Annotated in this window: 17 protein-coding genes; 11 read left to right on the top strand and 6 right to left on the bottom strand. The window is 69.7% G+C overall.

From position 1 onward, the window contains the following. Positions 1–29 precede the first annotated feature (29 nt). Positions 30–668, top strand: a complete 639-nt coding sequence (locus tag IW245_RS28080; RefSeq protein WP_197006152.1) for a TetR/AcrR family transcriptional regulator — start codon at positions 30–32, stop codon at positions 666–668. Here IW245_RS28080 and IW245_RS28075 read toward each other — a convergent pair. Beyond that, positions 665–979 (bottom strand): hypothetical protein, encoded by a 315-nt coding sequence (locus tag IW245_RS28075; protein WP_197006151.1) that lies wholly within the window; start codon positions 977–979, stop codon positions 665–667. The two genes, IW245_RS28080 and IW245_RS28075, sit on opposite strands and share 4 nt — an antisense overlap. A gap of 213 nt (positions 980–1,192) precedes the next feature. Further along, positions 1,193–1,780, bottom strand: coding sequence for a VldE C-terminal domain-containing protein (locus tag IW245_RS28070; RefSeq protein WP_197006150.1), 588 nt, complete (start codon positions 1,778–1,780; stop codon positions 1,193–1,195). Positions 1,781–1,957: 177 nt separating this feature from the next. Between IW245_RS28070 and purB the strand changes: the two genes are divergently transcribed. The 5 genes from purB (at position 1,958) to IW245_RS28045 (ending at position 7,500) form a co-directional block, all read left to right on the top strand. Beyond that, positions 1,958–3,376, top strand: a complete 1,419-nt coding sequence (gene purB, locus IW245_RS28065) for an adenylosuccinate lyase (protein ID WP_197006149.1) — start codon at positions 1,958–1,960, stop codon at positions 3,374–3,376. A 240-nt stretch (positions 3,377–3,616) separates the two neighbouring features. Further along, the gene (gene purS / locus IW245_RS28060) at positions 3,617–3,853 is read left to right on the top strand and encodes a phosphoribosylformylglycinamidine synthase subunit PurS (RefSeq protein ID WP_197006148.1); all 237 of its coding nucleotides are present in this window, start codon (positions 3,617–3,619) and stop codon (positions 3,851–3,853) included. After that, positions 3,850–4,533 carry a phosphoribosylformylglycinamidine synthase subunit PurQ gene (gene purQ / locus IW245_RS28055; protein WP_197006147.1) on the top strand — a complete coding sequence of 228 codons (684 nt, stop codon included), beginning with the start codon at positions 3,850–3,852 and terminating at the stop codon, positions 4,531–4,533. Before purS ends, purQ begins: the two co-directional genes overlap by 4 nt. Continuing rightward, positions 4,530–6,740, top strand: a complete 2,211-nt coding sequence (purL, locus tag IW245_RS28050; protein WP_197006146.1) for a phosphoribosylformylglycinamidine synthase subunit PurL — start codon at positions 4,530–4,532, stop codon at positions 6,738–6,740. Before purQ ends, purL begins: the two co-directional genes overlap by 4 nt. A gap of 1 nt (position 6,741) precedes the next feature. Beyond that, positions 6,742–7,500: a 2-phosphosulfolactate phosphatase gene (locus IW245_RS28045; RefSeq protein ID WP_197006145.1), complete on the top strand. Its 759-nt coding sequence runs from the start codon at positions 6,742–6,744 to the stop codon at positions 7,498–7,500. 285 nt (positions 7,501–7,785) lie between these two features. Here the strand turns inward: IW245_RS28045 and IW245_RS28040 are convergent, their stop codons facing one another. Further along, complete coding sequence (locus tag IW245_RS28040) at positions 7,786–9,153, bottom strand: carboxypeptidase regulatory-like domain-containing protein (RefSeq protein ID WP_197006144.1); 1,368 nt, start codon at positions 9,151–9,153, stop codon at positions 7,786–7,788. A gap of 169 nt (positions 9,154–9,322) precedes the next feature. Between IW245_RS28040 and IW245_RS28035 the strand changes: the two genes are divergently transcribed. From IW245_RS28035 to IW245_RS28020, 4 genes are all read left to right on the top strand, one after another. Then, positions 9,323–9,628, top strand: coding sequence for a sterol carrier family protein (locus IW245_RS28035; protein WP_197006143.1), 306 nt, complete (start codon positions 9,323–9,325; stop codon positions 9,626–9,628). A 241-nt stretch (positions 9,629–9,869) separates the two neighbouring features. Continuing rightward, the gene (gene purF / locus IW245_RS28030) at positions 9,870–11,369 is read left to right on the top strand and encodes an amidophosphoribosyltransferase (RefSeq protein ID WP_197006142.1); all 1,500 of its coding nucleotides are present in this window, start codon (positions 9,870–9,872) and stop codon (positions 11,367–11,369) included. Then, on the top strand, positions 11,366–12,481 hold the full coding sequence (purM, locus tag IW245_RS28025; protein ID WP_231398958.1) for a phosphoribosylformylglycinamidine cyclo-ligase: 1,116 nt from the start codon (positions 11,366–11,368) through the stop codon (positions 12,479–12,481). Before purF ends, purM begins: the two co-directional genes overlap by 4 nt. A 210-nt stretch (positions 12,482–12,691) precedes the next feature. Further along, a complete protein-coding gene (locus tag IW245_RS28020) occupies positions 12,692–13,300 on the top strand; it encodes a hypothetical protein (RefSeq protein WP_197006141.1) in 609 nt (202 codons plus the stop codon). 35 nt (positions 13,301–13,335) lie between these two features. On the opposite strand, the gene IW245_RS28015 is transcribed toward IW245_RS28020, so the two are convergent. The 3 genes from IW245_RS28015 to IW245_RS28005 all read right to left on the bottom strand — a co-directional run bounded on the left by IW245_RS28015 (position 13,336) and on the right by IW245_RS28005 (position 15,407). Continuing rightward, a complete protein-coding gene (locus IW245_RS28015) occupies positions 13,336–13,851 on the bottom strand; it encodes an amino-acid N-acetyltransferase (RefSeq protein ID WP_233472901.1) in 516 nt (171 codons plus the stop codon). A 92-nt stretch (positions 13,852–13,943) separates the two neighbouring features. Then, complete coding sequence (locus tag IW245_RS28010; RefSeq protein ID WP_197006140.1) at positions 13,944–14,126, bottom strand: DUF3073 domain-containing protein; 183 nt, start codon at positions 14,124–14,126, stop codon at positions 13,944–13,946. 213 nt (positions 14,127–14,339) lie between these two features. After that, on the bottom strand, positions 14,340–15,407 hold the full coding sequence (locus tag IW245_RS28005; protein WP_197006139.1) for a Glu/Leu/Phe/Val family dehydrogenase: 1,068 nt from the start codon (positions 15,405–15,407) through the stop codon (positions 14,340–14,342). Between the two features lie 145 nt (positions 15,408–15,552). Between IW245_RS28005 and IW245_RS28000 the strand changes: the two genes are divergently transcribed. Beyond that, on the top strand, positions 15,553–16,395 hold the full coding sequence (locus IW245_RS28000) for a DUF8083 family protein (protein WP_197006138.1): 843 nt from the start codon (positions 15,553–15,555) through the stop codon (positions 16,393–16,395). Positions 16,396–16,452: the final 57 nt, after the last annotated feature.

Below are 16,452 nucleotides of genomic sequence, written 5' to 3'. Positions count from 1 at the left end.
GCTGAGGTAGTCTCACTTACGCTGTAAGGGTGAGTCAAGGGGGTAACGGTGTGAAGAAGGGCCTGACCCGGGAGCGAATCCTCGACGCCGCGCTGGGCTATGTGGACGGCCACGGCCTGGCGGCGCTGTCCATGCGCAAACTCGGCGCGGAGCTGGGCGTCGAGGCGATGACCATCTACCACTACTTCCCGAACAAGGAAGCCCTGCTCGACGGGCTCGTGGACCGGACGCTCGAACTCGCCTTCACCGGCCCGCCACCGGCGGAGGACGATTCCTGGGTGCCCTGGCTGCGCCGGTTCACCCACGGCTTCCGCTCAGTCCTGCTCGCCCATCCCGGAATCCTCCCGCTGGCCGCGACCCGGCCGCTGAACTCGCCCGACGGTCTACGCGTGCTCGACGGCTGGTTGGGCGGGCTCCGGGCGGCAGGGCTGCCCCTCGGGCGGGCCATGGACATGCTCAACGTGCTGGCGACCCTCACCATCGGCCTCACGCTCGCCGAGGTCGGCCGGACGCCCGGTCACGAGGGCAGCGAGCCGGACCTGGACGGGCGGGACCTGGGCGCCTTTCCGAATCTCGCCGAGGTGCTGACCACCGGGGTCGGGCTCGACTTCGACCACCGCTTCGCCGAGGCGGTCGACATCCTGCTCGCCGGATACGCGGGTCTCTAGTTCCGCGATTCGAAAGAAAGAACGAATCCGCCACCGGGTACCGGTCGATAAGTGACCGCGCCCGTGGCGTGCCCGAGCACGTGGCCCCGGCAGTGCGGCGGAACGGCGCCGGCGAGCCATTCATGGTCCCGCTCGAACTGGCGCCACGCGTGCGCGTCCACCGCCTCGGCGTCCACGATGAGGCAGGAACAGTGGTAGATGGCCGTGCCGTCGAGCACGGCCGCGAACATCGGCTTGTGGCAGACGGCCCCGCACCAGAGCAGTTCTCGGAGCAGGTGTCCGCCGACTGGCACTTTTGTGGTGCTGTCCATGTGGGTTCCTCTCTGCTCTCCATTCCACTCTCGTCACTGGGCCGCGAATAGTGGTCACTTGTTGAGTGAATGTTGGTCACTGGACCCAGGCGCCCGTTTGTCGCACTATCTGAAATGGCCTCGCCAGAACGGCGTGTTCACAGGGGATCCACTGTGGCCTCCGGCGACGTCAGCGCGGGCGCCGGGGAACCCGGCGCCCGCGCTCGGATCCGGCTAGCGGACCACCGCCACGTGCACGTGGTCGTAGTGGCACTCCGTGATCTTGCCGGAGTTGCAGTTCGGCTGCGGGTGGCCCTTCCAGTTGCCGTTGGGCGAGTAGATGACGCCCCGCCAGATGATGTGGTCGATCTTGTACTTCGTGTGGTTCTTCACCAGCCAGTTCTTCATGGCCGTCCCGTCGGAGAGGTTGTCCCCGGCGGCCCGCCTGCCGATGGTGCCGTACACGAGGTCACACGCCCGGCCCTCCGGGTGGTACGGCAGTCGGTCCTGCCGGTAGCACCCGATGCTGTCCCACTTGTATTTGCCGGCCGTGGACGCGGTCAGCGCCGCCCGGTACAGCGTGCACATCTTCGCCGTGGTCCTGGCGGGGCACGGCACCGGCTTGGCGGCGGCGAGCGCCTCGGCCGCGATCCGGTCGGTCTCCGCGTCGGCGGTCAGGTCGGCGACGCTCTCGCTGTGGCTCGCGGAGAGGGCCGTCGAGTCGCCCTGGGCGAAGGAGGTGCCGGCGACCCCGGCGATCAGGCCGCCGACGAGGGCGACCCCGAGGGCGAGGGGGAGGATTCTCTTGGTGAACGTGGACATCTTCGAGCTCCGTTCGGTGGGAGTTGGTCGATGCCCAGCGAAGTCGGCCCGTCGGCGTCCCGGAAGGTGGTCGGGCGTCCGGGACAGGCCCGGTCGTCGGCGCACCCGGCCCGGACACCTCCCGCGGAGGTCGATGCCCTGGTCAGGTGGGCAGCGTCACAGCCATAGGATGGAGCCGTGCAGATCCCGAATGTCCTCGCCGACCGCTACGCCTCCGCCGAGCTCACCGAGCTGTGGTCGCCGGCGTACAAGATCGTTCTGGAGCGTCAGCTCTGGCTGGCCGTCCTGCGGGCGCAGAAGGAGCTGGGGGTCGAGATCCCCGACGGCGTGATCGAGGCCTACGAGGCCGTCGTCGCGCACGTCGACCTGGAGTCGATCGCCGCACGCGAGCGGGTCACCCGGCACGACGTGAAGGCGCGGATCGAGGAGTTCTCGGCGCTGGCCGGGCACGAGCACATTCACAAGGGCATGACGTCCCGCGACCTCACCGAGAACGTCGAGCAGCTGCAGATCCTGTCCTCGCTGAAGCTGATCCAGGGCCGGATCGCCGCGACGCTGGCCCGGCTGGGCGAGCGGGCGGGGGAGTACACGGCGCTGACCATGGTCGGGCGGTCGCACAACGTCGCGGCGCAGGCCACCACGCTGGGCAAGCGGTTCGCGAGCGCCGCCGAGGAGCTCCTGATCGCCTACGAGCGGATCGAGGACCTGGTCAACCGGTACCCGTTGCGGGGCATCAAGGGTCCCGTCGGCACCGGCGCCGACCAGCTGGACCTGCTCGGCGACCCGGACAAGCTCGACCAGCTGGAGAAGGCCGTCGCCACCCACCTGGGCTTCCAGCGGGTGCTGACCAGCGTCGGCCAGGTCTACCCGCGTTCGCTGGACTTCGACGTGCTCTCCGCGCTGTCGCAGGCCGCCGCCGCCCCGTCGAGCATGGCCACCACGATCCGGCTGATGGCCGGCCAGGAGCTGGTGACCGAGGGCTTCAAGGCGGGCCAGGTGGGCTCCTCGGCGATGCCGCACAAGATGAACACCCGGTCCTGCGAGCGGGTCAACGGCCTCGCGGTGATCATCCGGGGATATCTCAGCATGACCGGCGAGCTGGCCGGCGACCAGTGGAACGAGGGCGACGTGTCCTGTTCCGTGGTCCGCCGGGTCGCGCTGCCCGACGCGTTCTTCGCCCTCGACGGGCTGTTCCAGACATTCCTCACCGTGCTCCAGGAGTTCGGGGCGTACCCGGCGGTCGTCGAGCGCGAGCTGGACCGGTACCTGCCGTTCCTGGCCACCACGAAGATCCTCGTCGCGGCGGTGCGCAAGGGCGTGGGCCGCGAGCAGGTGCACGAGGCGATCAAGGAGCACGCGGTGGCCGTCGCGCTGGGCATGCGGGAGAAGGGCGCGGCGGACAACGACCTGTACGACCGGCTCGCCGCAGACGACCGGCTGAAGCTGTCCCGCGCGGAGATCGACGTCCTGGTGTCCGACAAGGCGGCGTTCACCGGCGCGGCCGGGGCGCAGGTCGCGCATGTCCTGTCCCGGATCGAGAAGGTTCTCGCCTCCCACCCGGACGCGACGAGCTACGCACCGGGCGCGATCCTGTAACGCGCACATCGGGGCCCCGGGCGACGCCCGGGGCCTCTTTTCGCGCCTGCGTCAGTGTTCACGATGTGGAAAGTTGCTGCTAAGAGCGCGGAAATGTTGCCGCTGTTCGCGTGAAATGGCGGCAACTTTCCGAAACCAGCCAGTGGTGGGCGTCACTGTGCTGGTCAGAGGCGTGGTGGTTCACGGCGACCGGTAAGCTCTGAGGCGCTAATGGCTGTGAATTAACGTCAGGAGTGACCCGTGGCGCGCGTCGTAGTCGACGTCATGCTCAAGCCCGAGATCCTCGACCCCCAGGGGCAGGCGGTGGCCAATGCGCTGCCCCGGCTCGGGGTCACAGAGGTGGCCTCGGTGAGGATCGGCAAGCGGATCGAGCTCGAATTCACCGGTGAGCCCGATCTGGAGAAGGCACGCGAGATCGCCGACAAGCTCCTGGCCAACACGGTCATCGAGAGCTTCGACGTGCGGGTCGAGAAGTGAAGATCGGGGTAGTCACCTTCCCCGGCTCGCTCGATGACGGCGACGCCCGCCGGGCGGCCGGCCTGGCCGGTGCCGAGGCCGTGCAGCTGTGGCACGCCGACGCGGACCTGAAGGGCGTGGACGCGGTCGTCCTGCCCGGCGGCTTCTCGTACGGCGACTACCTGCGCTGCGGCGCCATCGCCCGGTTCTCGCCGGTGATGGAGAAGATCATCGACGCGGCCAACGGTGGACTGCCGGTGCTGGGGATCTGCAACGGCTTCCAGGTGCTCTGCGAGGCCCACCTGCTGCCGGGCGCCCTGCTGCGCAACTCGCACCTGCACTTCCGCAACCGGGACCAGAAGCTGAAGGTCGAGAACACCTCGACCGCGTGGACCAGCGGTTACACCGAGGGCCAGGAGATCGTCATCCCGGTGAAGAACGGCGAGGGCTGCTACCAGGCCGACGAGCACACGCTCGACGCGTTGGAGGCCGAGGGCCGGGTCGTCATGCGGTACCTGGACGGTAACCCGAACGGCTCGCAGCGCGACATCGCCGGCATCCGCAACGAGGCCGGCAACGTCGTGGGGCTGATGCCGCACCCCGAGCACGCCACCGAGGCGCTGACCGGCCCGTTCGGCGGCGGCGTCGACGGTCTGGTGATGTTCACGTCCGTTCTCGCGTCGCTGGGAGTCAAGGCATGACCGCGGATACCGTCGACCTGGCGGAGAAGACGCCCGACGAGGAGCAGCCGTACGCGGCGCTGGGTCTCCAGCCCGACGAGTACGACCGGATCCGCGAGATCCTCGGTCGGCGGCCCACCCAGTCCGAGCTCGCGATGTACTCGATCATGTGGAGCGAGCACTGCTCCTACAAGTCGAGCAAGGTGCACCTCAAGCAGTTCACCGAGAAGGTCGCGAAGAACAACAAGATGCTCGCGGGCATCGGGGAGAACGCGGGCGTCGTCGCACTGAACGACAAGATCGCGGTCACCTTCAAGGTCGAGTCGCACAACCACCCGAGCTTCGTCGAGCCGTACCAGGGCGCGGCGACCGGCGTGGGCGGCATCGTCCGCGACATCCTCGCGATGGGCGCGCGCCCGATCGCAGTCATGGACCAGCTCCGGTTCGGAGCGGTCGACCACCCGGACACCCCGCGCCTCGTGCACGGCATCGTCCAGGGCGTCGGCGGCTACGGCAACTGCCTGGGCCTGCCCAACATCGGCGGCGAGACCGTGTTCGACCCGTGCTACCAGGGCAACCCGCTCGTCAACGCGCTGAGCATCGGCGTGCTGCCGATCAGCCGGCTGCAGAACAAGACGGCGTCCGGCGTCGGCAACGCGGTGATCCTGATGGGCGCCAAGACGGGCCGCGACGGCATCGGCGGCGTGTCCGTGCTGGCCAGCGCCACGTTCGAGGAGGGCTCCGAGGACTCGCGGCCGGCCGTGCAGGTCGGCGACCCGTTCACGGAGAAGCTGCTGATCGAGTCGTGCCTGGAGATCTACGACGCCGGCCTGGTCGTCGGCATCCAGGACCTCGGCGGCGCGGGCCTGACCTGTGCGCTCTCCGAGACGAGCGCGGCCGGCGGGCTGGGCATGCGCGCCTACCTGGAGCGGGTGCCGCTCCGCGAGGCGTCGATGGAGCCGCACGAGATCCTGGCCAGCGAGTCCCAGGAGCGGATGCTGCTGATCGTGGCCCCGGAGAACGTGGACGCCGTCCTGGCGATCTGCGACAAGTGGGGCGTGCTCGGCACCAACATCGGTGAGATCACCGAGGGCGGCCGGCTCGTCATCTCCTGGAACGACCAGGTCGTCGTGGACTGCCCCCCGGGCAGCCTCGCCGACGACGGTCCGGTCTACGCGCGTCCGCTGCGCGAGCCGGCCGACCTGATCCTGCTCCAGGCCGACCGGGCCGAGACCCTGCCCCGGCCGACCGACCTGCGGGCCGAGCTGCTGACCCTGGTCGGCAGTCCGAACCTGTGCGACAAGAGCTGGATCACGGAGCAGTACGACCGGTACGTGCTGGGCAACACCGTGCTCGCCCAGCCCGAGGACGCCGGCGTGATCCGGATCGACGAGGAGTCCAACCTCGGCGTCGCGCTCGCCACGGACGGCAACGGCCGCTACACCCGGCTGAACCCGTACGAGGGCGCGAAGTTGGCGCTGGCCGAGGCGTACCGGAATGTCTCCGTCACCGGGGCCACCCCGATCGCGGTGTCCGACTGCCTGAACTTCGGCTCGCCCGAGGACCCGGCCGTCATGTGGCAGTTTGCCGAGGCCGTGCGCGGCCTGGCCGACGGTTGCCTGGAGATGGGCATCCCGGTCACGGGCGGCAACGTCAGCTTCTACAACCAGACCGGCACCGTCGCGATCAACCCGACCCCCGTGGTCGCGGTCCTCGGCGTGCTGGACGACGTCACGAAGCGCACCCCGATGGGCTTCGCCGAGGCGGGCGACACGATCGTCCTGCTCGGCGAGACCCGTGAGGAGCTGTCCGGCTCCGAGTGGGCGTGGGTGAAGCACGAGCACCTCGGCGGTCAGCCGCCGAAGGTCGACCTGCTCGGCGAGATCAAGCTGGCCGACGCCCTGCGCGCCGCCGACCTGGTCTCCGCGCACGACCTGTCCGACGGCGGTCTGGCCCAGGCCCTGACCGAGTCCGCGCTGCGGCGCGGCGTCGGCGCGACCGTCACGCTGGAAGGCGACGCGTTCGTCGCGCTGTTCAGCGAGTCGGCCGGCCGGGTGCTGGTCACGGTCAAGGACGTCGAGGCGCTGCGCGCGGTCGTCGGGGACATCCCGCTGACCGTGCTGGGCACCACCGGCGGTGAGTCCCTCAAGATCGAGGGTCAGTTCGAGATCCCGCTGACCGAGCTGGCGGAGGCCCACCAGGGCACTCTGGCGCGATTGTTCGGCTGAGTTGGCTGAGGCGCCGGTCACGCAACCCGGAAGCGGGGTCCGCTTCGACTGGGGGCTGACCGGCGCCGCCGAACTCGGCAGGATTTGTTCGGTTCTGGTCGTGGTGGACGTTCTGTCGTTCACCACCTCCGTGAGCATCGCCGTCAGCCGCGGCACCCGGGTGTACCCGTTCCCGTGGGACACCCAGGCCGCGGAGTACGCCCGCCGGATCGGGGCCACCGTGGCCGCGGCCCGGCGCGGGGCCACCCCGCAGCACCCCTGGTCGCTGTCACCGGCGGCGCTCGCTGGCGCCCCCTTCGTGTCCGACCTGGTCCTGCCGTCCCCGAACGGCTCGGCGATCTGCTCCGCCGCCGGCTCGACCGGCGTTCCCGTCGTCGCCGGCTGCCTGCGCAACGCGCGCGCCGTCTCCCGCTGGCTGCTGGCCCAGGGCTACGGCACTCCGGACCGGCCCATCGGTGTCATCGCCGCCGGCGAACGCTGGCCGAACGCGACGCTCCGGCCGTCCGTGGAGGACCTGCTGGGCGCGGCCACGATCCTCGACGGCCTGGTCAACGCCGCGGGCGGCCTGTCGATCGAGGCGGCCGTGGCCCTGGCGTCCTACTCGGGCGTCCCGGACATCAGCGCCGCCGTCCGGGGCAGCGTCTCGGCCGGTGAGCTGCGCGACATGGGCTTCGCGGCGGACGTGGACCTCGCCGCCCAGCGCGACGTCTCCGACGTGGTCCCCATCCTGCGCAACGACTCCTTCATCCCCGCCTTCTAAAACCGTCAGACGGTTACGGCGACACCTGCCCCGATCAGCACGGCCCAGCCCCGCGCGTCCCCCCATCCTGGGACAAGCACTCGGTGGGCCCGCCCGGCCCGGCCCCGCCACCCACCTCAGTGATCAACTACGCGTAGTTGTAGTTCTCCGTCGCCGAAAACCGCAATTACGCGTAGTTGATCACTGGTGTCGCCAGTCCCGGAAACTCCGCGCGCCGACCGGGCACAACGACCGCGCCCCGGCACTCTCCTCGCGGAGAACTGCCGGGGCGCGGTGCCGGACCTGCTAGTCGTCCAGCCAGTCCAGCGGCTTGCGGTTGTCGGGCTGGCCGGGGGCCTGCTGCTGGTGGCCCTGCGGCTGCTGCGGACGGTACTGCTGGGTCCGCTCGTCCTGCTGCTGCGGCGCGCCGTACTGCCGAGTCTGGTCGGCGTACGGATCCGCCGCCGGTCGCCCGCCGTACTGCTGGGTCGGCGGCGCCGCGTACGGGTCCGTGGGCCGGCTGTACTGCTGCGTGGGCGGAGCCGGCGGAGCGGCGTACGGGTCGGCCGGCGCGCCATACTGGTCCGTCCGGCCGCCGTAGCCGCCGCCGTAGGGCTGGGTGCGCGGGTCGCCGTACGGGTCGTCGGTGACGAGCGGGCCCTGGTGCATCATCGTCGGCGAGTCGTCGGCGACGGGCAGCCGGCCGCCGGGGGCCCCGCCGCCGTACACCGTGGGGGTGGGCTTGCCGGAGCCGGTGTCGTCGTCGTCCTTGCCCTTGCGGAGCAGGAAGAAGATCGCGGCGCCGCCGCCGCCGATCAGCAGCACGCCAAAGGCGATGATCAGCCACATCAGCACGCCACCGCCGCCGTCGCCCTTGCCGGTCTTGGCGGAGGTGTCGTCCGTGGCCGCCGGGGCCGAGGTCGGCGGGGCGGAGGACGGCGCGGCCGAGGCCGAGGCGCTCGCCGACGCGCTGGGCGAGGCCGACAGCGCGAGCTTGAGGTCGGCGTTGGTGATCGGCTGGCCGGCGGCGCCGGTGCGGGTCAACTTGCCGATCGCGAAGCCGGTCTTCTTGGCCTGGATGACGATGGGCCCGGCCTTGAACGGGTCGGTCTGCACGTCGATGACGTACACGCCCTGGTCGTTGGTCGTGGTGGCGCGGACCTTGTTGGCCGAGTCGGTGGCCGTCACGTCGGCTCCGGCCACGGCGGCTCCGGCGGCGTCGGTGACGGTGCCGGTGACGCCGAGGACGCCGGCCGGTGTGGCGCTACCGGTCACGTTGACGGTGAAGCTCTTGTCACCGTTGTCCGGGACGCTGGCCGCGACCTCCACGCTGGCGCTCAGGCTGCTTGTCGGCGTGCCCTGCTGGGCGCCGAGCTGGAGCTGGACCTGGCCCTTCTGGCTCTTCGGGATCGCCAGCGAACACTTGGCCGTCTTGCCCTGGTTGCTCAGCGCGCAACCGGTCAGGTAGGCGTTGTTCTGGATGGCGTCGGAGAACGAGACGCTCGACGGCAACGTGATCGTCACCGTGCCCGTCACGGGAGCCACCGCGGCGCTCTTGTTGTCGATGTCGATCCGGACCGACGCGGTGCCACCCGCGTTGACCGCGACCGTGTTCGGTGACACGTTGACGTCGACACCGTCCGCTGCCAGGGCCGGTGTTGCGGCAATTGCCACACTGCTTACGATGAGTGCGCCGACGACGCCGATTCGCGCCACCCATGCCGCTCGGTGCGTGCCCACGTTCCCGCCTCCTGGTCAGCCTTCCCCCCGCATTACCACCGTCGTGCACTATACGGCGGACCGGGGAGGCGTTGCGTCGCGAGCCCGGAGCTATGGTCGGTTCATGCCCGTTCATGACGCGAATTCGGCCGGCGATGAGAAGAGTGCCACTCGGTTGTATCTCCAGGAGCTGGCGAAACGCGCCCCGGGGAGATCGGTGGAGGTCAGGGTTCCGCCCTATGGGGCAGTGCAGTGCATCGGCGGTCCGCGGCACACCCGGGGCACCCCGCCGAACGTGATCGAGACCGATCCGTCGACGTGGCTGGCGCTCGCGCGGGGCGAGCTGGACTGGTCGGCGGCGGTGGAGGCCGGTCGGGTCAGGGCGAGCGGCTCCCGGGCCGACCTGTCGGACTACCTGCCGTTGGTCTGACGTTAATCTGGTCACAGCCAAAACGTACAAAAATCATAAAAAGGCTAAAAAGAACGTTCAATATCAAATTGGGGTACGGCAAAAAGTCCCAATTATGGCACTCAATCACTGGCGTGAGCCCGGTGTCGCCCGCTATGGTCAGTGACGGAAACCGGCTTCACGGTGGCTCCCGGTCCAGCACAGGGGGCTCGCGTAGACTCACGGACGACGGCTATTCCCCCCTCTCTGCGAGGAGCGGCACGTGCGCCGAGGCGACGGGCTCTTGACCCATGACCTCGACCCCCAGGACCAGGGACCCCAGGATGCCTGCGGGGTCTTCGGCGTCTGGGCTCCCGGCGAAGAGGTCGCCAAACTAAGTTATTTCGGGCTGTACGCACTGCAGCACCGTGGCCAGGAGGCTGCGGGCATCGCGGTGAGTGACGGCACCGGAGTGACCGTGTACAAGGACGTGGGTCTCGTTTCCCAGGTCTTCGACGAGTCGACCCTGGGGAGCCTGCACGGGTATCTGGCCATCGGCCACGCCCGCTACTCCACCTCCGGCGACTCCACCTGGGAGAACGCTCAGCCGACTCTCCGGTCCACCACCGCCGGCACCACGATCGCGCTGGCCCACAACGGCAACCTGGTGAACAAGGCCGAGCTGGCCGCCCAGGCCGCCGAGATCAGCCCCGGCGAGCTCGGCACGAGCGACACCGGCAGCCTGGCCACCCTGCTCGCGGGGTATCCGGACCTGTCGGTCGAGGCCGCCGCGATGAAGGTGCTGCCCACGGTCAAGGGCGCGTTCAGCCTCGTCTTCATGGACGAGAACACGCTGTACGCGGCCCGTGACCCCCAGGGCGTCCGCCCGCTGGTCCTCGGCCGGCTGGAGCGCGGCTGGGTCGTGGCCAGCGAGAAGTCGGCGCTGGACATCGTCGGCGCGAGCGTCGTGCGGGAGATCGAGCCCGGCGAGCTGATCGCGATCGACGAGAACGGACTGCGGTCCGAGCGGTTCGCCGCGCCGGACCCGAAGGGCTGCATCTTCGAGTACGTCTACCTGGCCCGCCCCGACGCGACCATCGCCGGCCGCAACGTCTACCAGACCCGGGTGGCGATCGGCGAGCAGCTGGCCAGGGAGTTCCCGGTCGAGGCCGACCTGGTCATCCCCTCGCCCGAGTCGGGCACCCCGGCTGCGATCGGCTACGCCAGGGAGTCGGGCATCCCGTACGGGATGGGCCTGGTCAAGAACGCCTACGTCGGCCGGACCTTCATCCAGCCCTCGCAGACGCTGCGCCAGCTCGGTATCCGGCTCAAGCTCAACCCCCTGCCCGACGTGGTCCGCGGCAAGCGGATCATCGTCGTCGACGACTCGATCGTCCGGGGCAACACCCAGCGGGCCACCGTGCGGATGCTCCGCGAGGCTGGCGCCATCGAGGTGCACGTCCGGATCGCCTCGCCGCCGGTGAAGTGGCCGTGCTTCTACGGCATCGACTTCCCGACCCGCGCCGAACTGCTGGCCAACGGCCTGGACACCGACGGCATCCGCCGCTCGATCGGCGCCGACTCGCTCGGCTACGTGTCGATCGACGGGCTGGTCGCGGCCACCGAACAGCCGAAGAACCGGCTGTGCCGGGCCTGCTTCGACGGGGAGTACCCGATCGCGCTGCCCGAGGACAACATGCTCGGCAAGCACCTGCTGGAAACCCTCAGCAAGCGTCGCGAGGACGCTCCGCTGACCACCGGCCCTCATAGGGGAGAGTCATGACCCATGCGACCGAGGACGCGAAACTGATCCGGGAGCCGTGGAACGGGGGCAAGCGCCGCGGCGGTCCTTCGTACGCGGACGCTGGCGTCTCGATCACCGCCGGTGAGGAGGCCGTGGAGCTGCTGAAGAGCAAGGTCCGCAAGACCTACCGGCCCGAGGTGGTCGGCGGGATCGGCGGCTTCGCCGGGCTGTTCAAGCTCGACGTGCAGAAGTACAAGCAGCCGCTGCTGGCGTCCTCCACGGACGGCGTGGGCACCAAGCTCGTCATCGCCCAGCAGATGGGCATCCACGACACGGTCGGCATCGACCTCGTCGCGATGATCGTGGACGACCTGGTCGCCTGCGGGGCCGAGCCGCTGTTCATGCAGGACTACATCGCCTGTGGCGAGGTCGTCCCGGCCCGGATCGCGGAGATCGCCGGCGGCATGGCCGACGGCTGCCGGTACGCGGGCTGTTCGCTGGTCGGTGGCGAGATCGCGGAGCACCCGGGCGTGATGCGCGCGGACGAGTACGACATCTCCGGCACCGCCGTGGGCGTCGTCGAGGCCGACCTCGTGCTTGGCCCGGACCGGGTCCAGCTGGGCGACACCGTGATCGCGATGCGGTCGAGCGGCCTGCACTCCAACGGGTACTCCCTGGTCCGCCACGTCCTGCAGGGCGTCGGCCGGATGCGCCTGGAGTCCGTCGTCGAGGAGCTGGGCACCCAGCGCACCCTCGGCGAGGAGCTGCTCACCCCGACCCGGATCTACGCCAAGGACTGCCTCGAGCTGATCGCCGAGTGCGACGTCCGGGCGTTCGCGCACATCACCGGCGGCGGCATCCCCGGCAACCTGGACCGGGTCCTCCCGCACACCATGGACGCCGTCGTGGACCGCTCCACCTGGCGCCCGCAGCCGATCTTCGAGCTCGTGCACGCCAAGGGCAAGATCGAGCTGGCCGAGATGGAGCGCACCTTCAACATGGGCGCCGGCATGATGGCCGTCGTCTCGGCTGCAGACACGGACCGGGCGTTGGCGCTGCTCACGGCCCGGGGCGTCGAGTCCTGGGTCGTCGGCGAGGTCATCGAGGGCTCCGGAGTAGTCCAGATGCTAGGCGACTACACCCGAGGTTAGGTTGGGCCCGGCTCAGAACGACGATGCGCGCGTTGGGAAGGCTCCTGCATACAACACCGGTATGCAGGAGCCTTCCCGCCTTCGCCTCGCCGCCCTGAGCCGGGCCACTTCGCCTTAGATCAAGACCCTTTTCTGGTTACGCCGCGTTTCTCCTCCTCCGCGGGTCGGCACTTGCCTCGCGAGGTCTCCCGGCGGTGGGATGCTACGACCGTGGACACTTTCGTCGGCTGGGTGCTCATCGCGGGCCTCGTCGTCTTCAGCGTGGGCGCGGCCCGGTGGCGACTGGCGTACGAGGGCCCGCTGGCCGACTCACTGCCCCTGATCTACCACGACCGCCGCCGCCGGGCCTGGATCCACGGCTGGATGGCAGCGGCGATGTTCGTGACCACGGCCGGGCTGGCCGGCTTCCAGGAACTCCAGGCGGCCGAGTCGGCGAGGGTCCTGTCCGCCATGGCGTTCGCGGTCTACGCGGTCGGCGCGGTGTGCATGCTCTGCACCCTGGTGTTCGGCCTGACGGTCGTGCCATGGGCCGCCGCGCGGGCCGTACGGGCCGGCGAGGTCCCGAGCATCTTCCCAGCGCTGAACTCCTGGGCCAGCTGGCTGTACTGCGCCCACATGCTCGCCTCCTACACCGCGTTCACGGTGCTCGGCGCGGCCGTCGTCGTATCGGAGCTGCCGACATGGCTGGGCTGGCTCGGCGTCGTACTGGGCCCCGGGTGCCTGTTCGGCCTGGTCTCGACCCGGTTCTCCGGCCCGTTCAACCCGCCGATCCTGGCGCACCTGTACCCGGCGGCCGTGGGCCTGGCCCTGCTCCTCTGACCTGCCCAGTCCCGCCCAGCGGGGTGGGAGGGCGCTCAGATCAGCTTCAGCATCCGCGTGTTGCCCAGGGTGTTCGGCTTGACCCGCTGCAGGTCGAGGAACTCCGCCACGCCCTCGTCGTGCGAACGGAGCAGCTCCGCGTACACCGAGGAGTCGATCGGGCTGTCCTCGATCGGGGCGAAGCCCTGCCTGGCGAAGAAGTCCACCTCGAAGGTCAGCACGAACACCCGGCGGATGCCCAGGTCTCGGGCCGCGTCGAGCAGCTCGGCGACGAGGCGGTGCCCGATGCCGGATCCGGCCATCGCCGGGTCGACGGCCACGGTGCGGATCTCCGCCAGGTCCCGCCAGAAGACGTGCACGGCACCGCAGCCGACCACGCTGTCGGCCCGGGTGGCGACCCGGAACTCCTGCACCGTCTCGTACAGCGTGACCGCCGGCTTCGTGAGCAGTCGGCGGTCCGGTGCATACATGTCGATGAGGCGTTTTATGCCGGGCACGTCCGCGGTGCGGGCGCGCCGGATTGCTATACGGTTCTCCGCATCATCATGCACGCCCCGATGCTACTCCGCGTCGACGACGAAGCGCACCGCCCTGGCCGGACGATGCGCTCGCGCGAAAACGGGTGGAGCGGATGGAGCAGTGCTCAGCGCTGGGTGGGTGCCCAGGGGTCGTCTTCGTCCTCGTCGAGGTCGTCGACTTTCCCGGCTGGCTGCGGATCCCCGCCCGCCAGCTCGCGTTGGAGCTTCTCGAAGTCCGTAGTGGGGGAGGAGTATTTCAGCTCCCGGGCCACCTTCGCTTGCTTGGCCTTAGCACGGCCGCGCCCCATGGCCGACCCCCTCGCACAGAAGAACGGGGCGGCCCCATAGAGGCGGGCCCCGAAGACGTCAGGTTATCTCGTGCAGACAACACTACAGCGCCGAGGCGACTTGCAAAATCTCACCCCACCGGCGCGCCCGGGGGATCGCGGAAGGATCGGCTAGTTTTGTCCGAACCATCCCGCAATCCCACCGGGTTAACGACGTCACACCTGGCTGAACCCCTACGGCAGCAGGATGGTGCGCAGTCGACCGCAGTCAGCCATCCGACGCTCGGCCAGGTGGTCGGCGGCGGCGGCCGGCGAGATGCTCTCGGTGTCGGCCAGGGCCAGGATCTGCTTCGTGGTGTCGTAGATCCGGGTCGCCCGGGCCTTCGCGCGCTCGAAGTTGAAGCCCTGGATCTCGTCGGCGACCTGGATGACGCCGCCGGAGTTCACCAGGTAGTCGGGGGCGTACAGCACGCCGTTGTCCGAGAGCAGCTTCTCGATGCCCGGGTGCGCGAGCTGGTTGTTCGCCGCGCCGACGACGACCTTGGCGGTCAGGACCGGCACGGTGTCGTCGTTGAGCGCTCCGCCGAGGGCGCAGGGCGCGTACACGTCGAGGGGGGCCGTGATCAGCGCCAGGGTGTCGGCGACGACCTCGACCTGGGGGTACGTCGCGCGCACCCACTCCAGCGCCGGCTCGTACGGGTCGGTGGCGACCACGGAGGCGCCGTCCTCGATCAGGTGCCGGACCAGGTACTTGCCGACCTTGCCCAGGCCCGCGACGCCCACGGTGCGCCCGGCCAGGGACGGGGTGCCCCACCGGTGCTCGGCGGCGGCGCGCATGCCCTGGAAGACGCCCCAGGCGGTCAGGATCGAGGAGTCACCGGCGCCACCGTTCTCCACGGAGCGGCCCGTGACGAAACGGGTCTCCTTGGCGATGACGTCCATGTCCTGGACGTACGTGCCGACGTCGCAGGCCGTGTAGTACCGGCCGTTGAGGGACTCGACGAAGCGGCCGTAGGCGCGCAGCAGCGCCTCGGACTTGTCGCGGACCGGGTCGCCCCAGATGATGGCCTTGCCGCCGCCGAGGTCGAGACCCGCGAGCGCGTTCTTGTAGGCCATGCCCCGGCTCAGCTCCAGCACGTCGTGCAGGGCCTCTTCCTCGGTGGCATAGGGGTAGAACCGGGTCCCGCCCAGTCCCGGGCCGAGCGCGGTCGAGTAGATCGCGATTACGGCCTTGAGCCCGGACTGCTTGTCCTGGCAGAACACGACCTGCTCGTGTCCGGTGTCGGCGGTGAATACGCCCATCGCAAACTCCTGTGTTTGGCCGGCCCTTCTGGGGCCTTCCGACGGGCCCGGCGGGGTGGTGCCGGGGTAAGTCGCACGATAGACCGCCCGATCAGTGGGGTGGCTTGCCACCCGCGTGGTCCCACAACGTGCGACGATCGGGCGCGTGTCGTCTCCGTTTGCCAGCTTTCTTCGGGTGTACGAGCCGCTCGCAGCGTTCGACCGCGAGCGGCAACGCTACTGGCGTGGCTACGCCAAGTCCGGCAGGGCGGTGTCGACGAGCACCGGCCCGGCCCGGCAGCGCACCCTGATCCTCGAGTCCCTGGGCGCCGGCTGGTCGCGCCTGCCCGACGAGGACGAGGCCTACCTGCTGTGGAAGACGGAACCGGACCTCAGTCCGCCGCTGGTCTGTCCGTGGAACCTGCGGGTCCGGGTCGCCGAGTCGGCGCTGGAGGTCCGCGACGGGGTGCCGCCGGTGCTGGCGGACGCGTTCGTGCCGTCCCGGCTGGCGGAGGCGGCCGAGGCGGCCCTGGCCGGCTGGCGGGCCTCGGTGTCCGAGCCGGGCAACGCGCCCCGGCTGCACGAGCAGTCCTCGAACTGGATGGTGCCGATCCGCTGGTTCGTCTTCGTGGAGGCCTCCGAACGGGAGATAAACCTCCTTCCCGAGCGGTCTGTAGTATTTCGGACACCAATCTCGCTGGCCCGGCGCCGTGGTCACCGTGCGTTGGCGATCCTCCGTCGGGCGCTGCCGGACGGCCCGGTGACCTCCGAGCTCGCCGACACGGTGCGCTGGCTGGAGGAGTTCCACCCCGGCTCGATCCTCGAACTGGACTATGGCGGACTCGCCGGACTGATGTCCGAGACCAAGCTGATGGCCGACAGGTCGGCCGAATTGGCGGCCAACGGGGTGGCAGCGATGGCCGAAGGGGACCTGAATGGGGCCGGTGCGGCCTATGAAGAACTGGTTGAGTTCTGGCGCGAGACCCAACTGTTAGAACGCTGTAACTGATTCGTGACCATCGAAGAGCGACATATCCACATAAATTAGCCAATGATCCGCCGTCCG

The sequence above is a fragment of the Longispora fulva genome (assembly GCF_015751905.1).
GTDB lineage: Bacteria > Actinomycetota > Actinomycetes > Mycobacteriales > Micromonosporaceae > Longispora > Longispora fulva.
This window is presented reverse-complemented; position numbering and strand designations above follow the sequence as displayed.

Coding starts and splice junctions, on each gene's coding strand:
- IW245_RS28075 (WP_197006151.1), bottom strand. CDS start 979: ATGGACAGCACCACAAAAGTGCCAGTCGGCGGACACCTGCTCCGAGAA.
- IW245_RS28070 (WP_197006150.1), bottom strand. CDS start 1,780: ATGTCCACGTTCACCAAGAGAATCCTCCCCCTCGCCCTCGGGGTCGCC.
- purL (WP_197006146.1), top strand. CDS start 4,530: ATGACCGCGGATACCGTCGACCTGGCGGAGAAGACGCCCGACGAGGAG.
- purM (WP_231398958.1), top strand. CDS start 11,366: ATGACCCATGCGACCGAGGACGCGAAACTGATCCGGGAGCCGTGGAAC.
- IW245_RS28005 (WP_197006139.1), bottom strand. CDS start 15,407: ATGGGCGTATTCACCGCCGACACCGGACACGAGCAGGTCGTGTTCTGC.
- IW245_RS28010 (WP_197006140.1), bottom strand. CDS start 14,126: ATGGGGCGCGGCCGTGCTAAGGCCAAGCAAGCGAAGGTGGCCCGGGAG.
- IW245_RS28035 (WP_197006143.1), top strand. CDS start 9,323: ATGCCCGTTCATGACGCGAATTCGGCCGGCGATGAGAAGAGTGCCACT.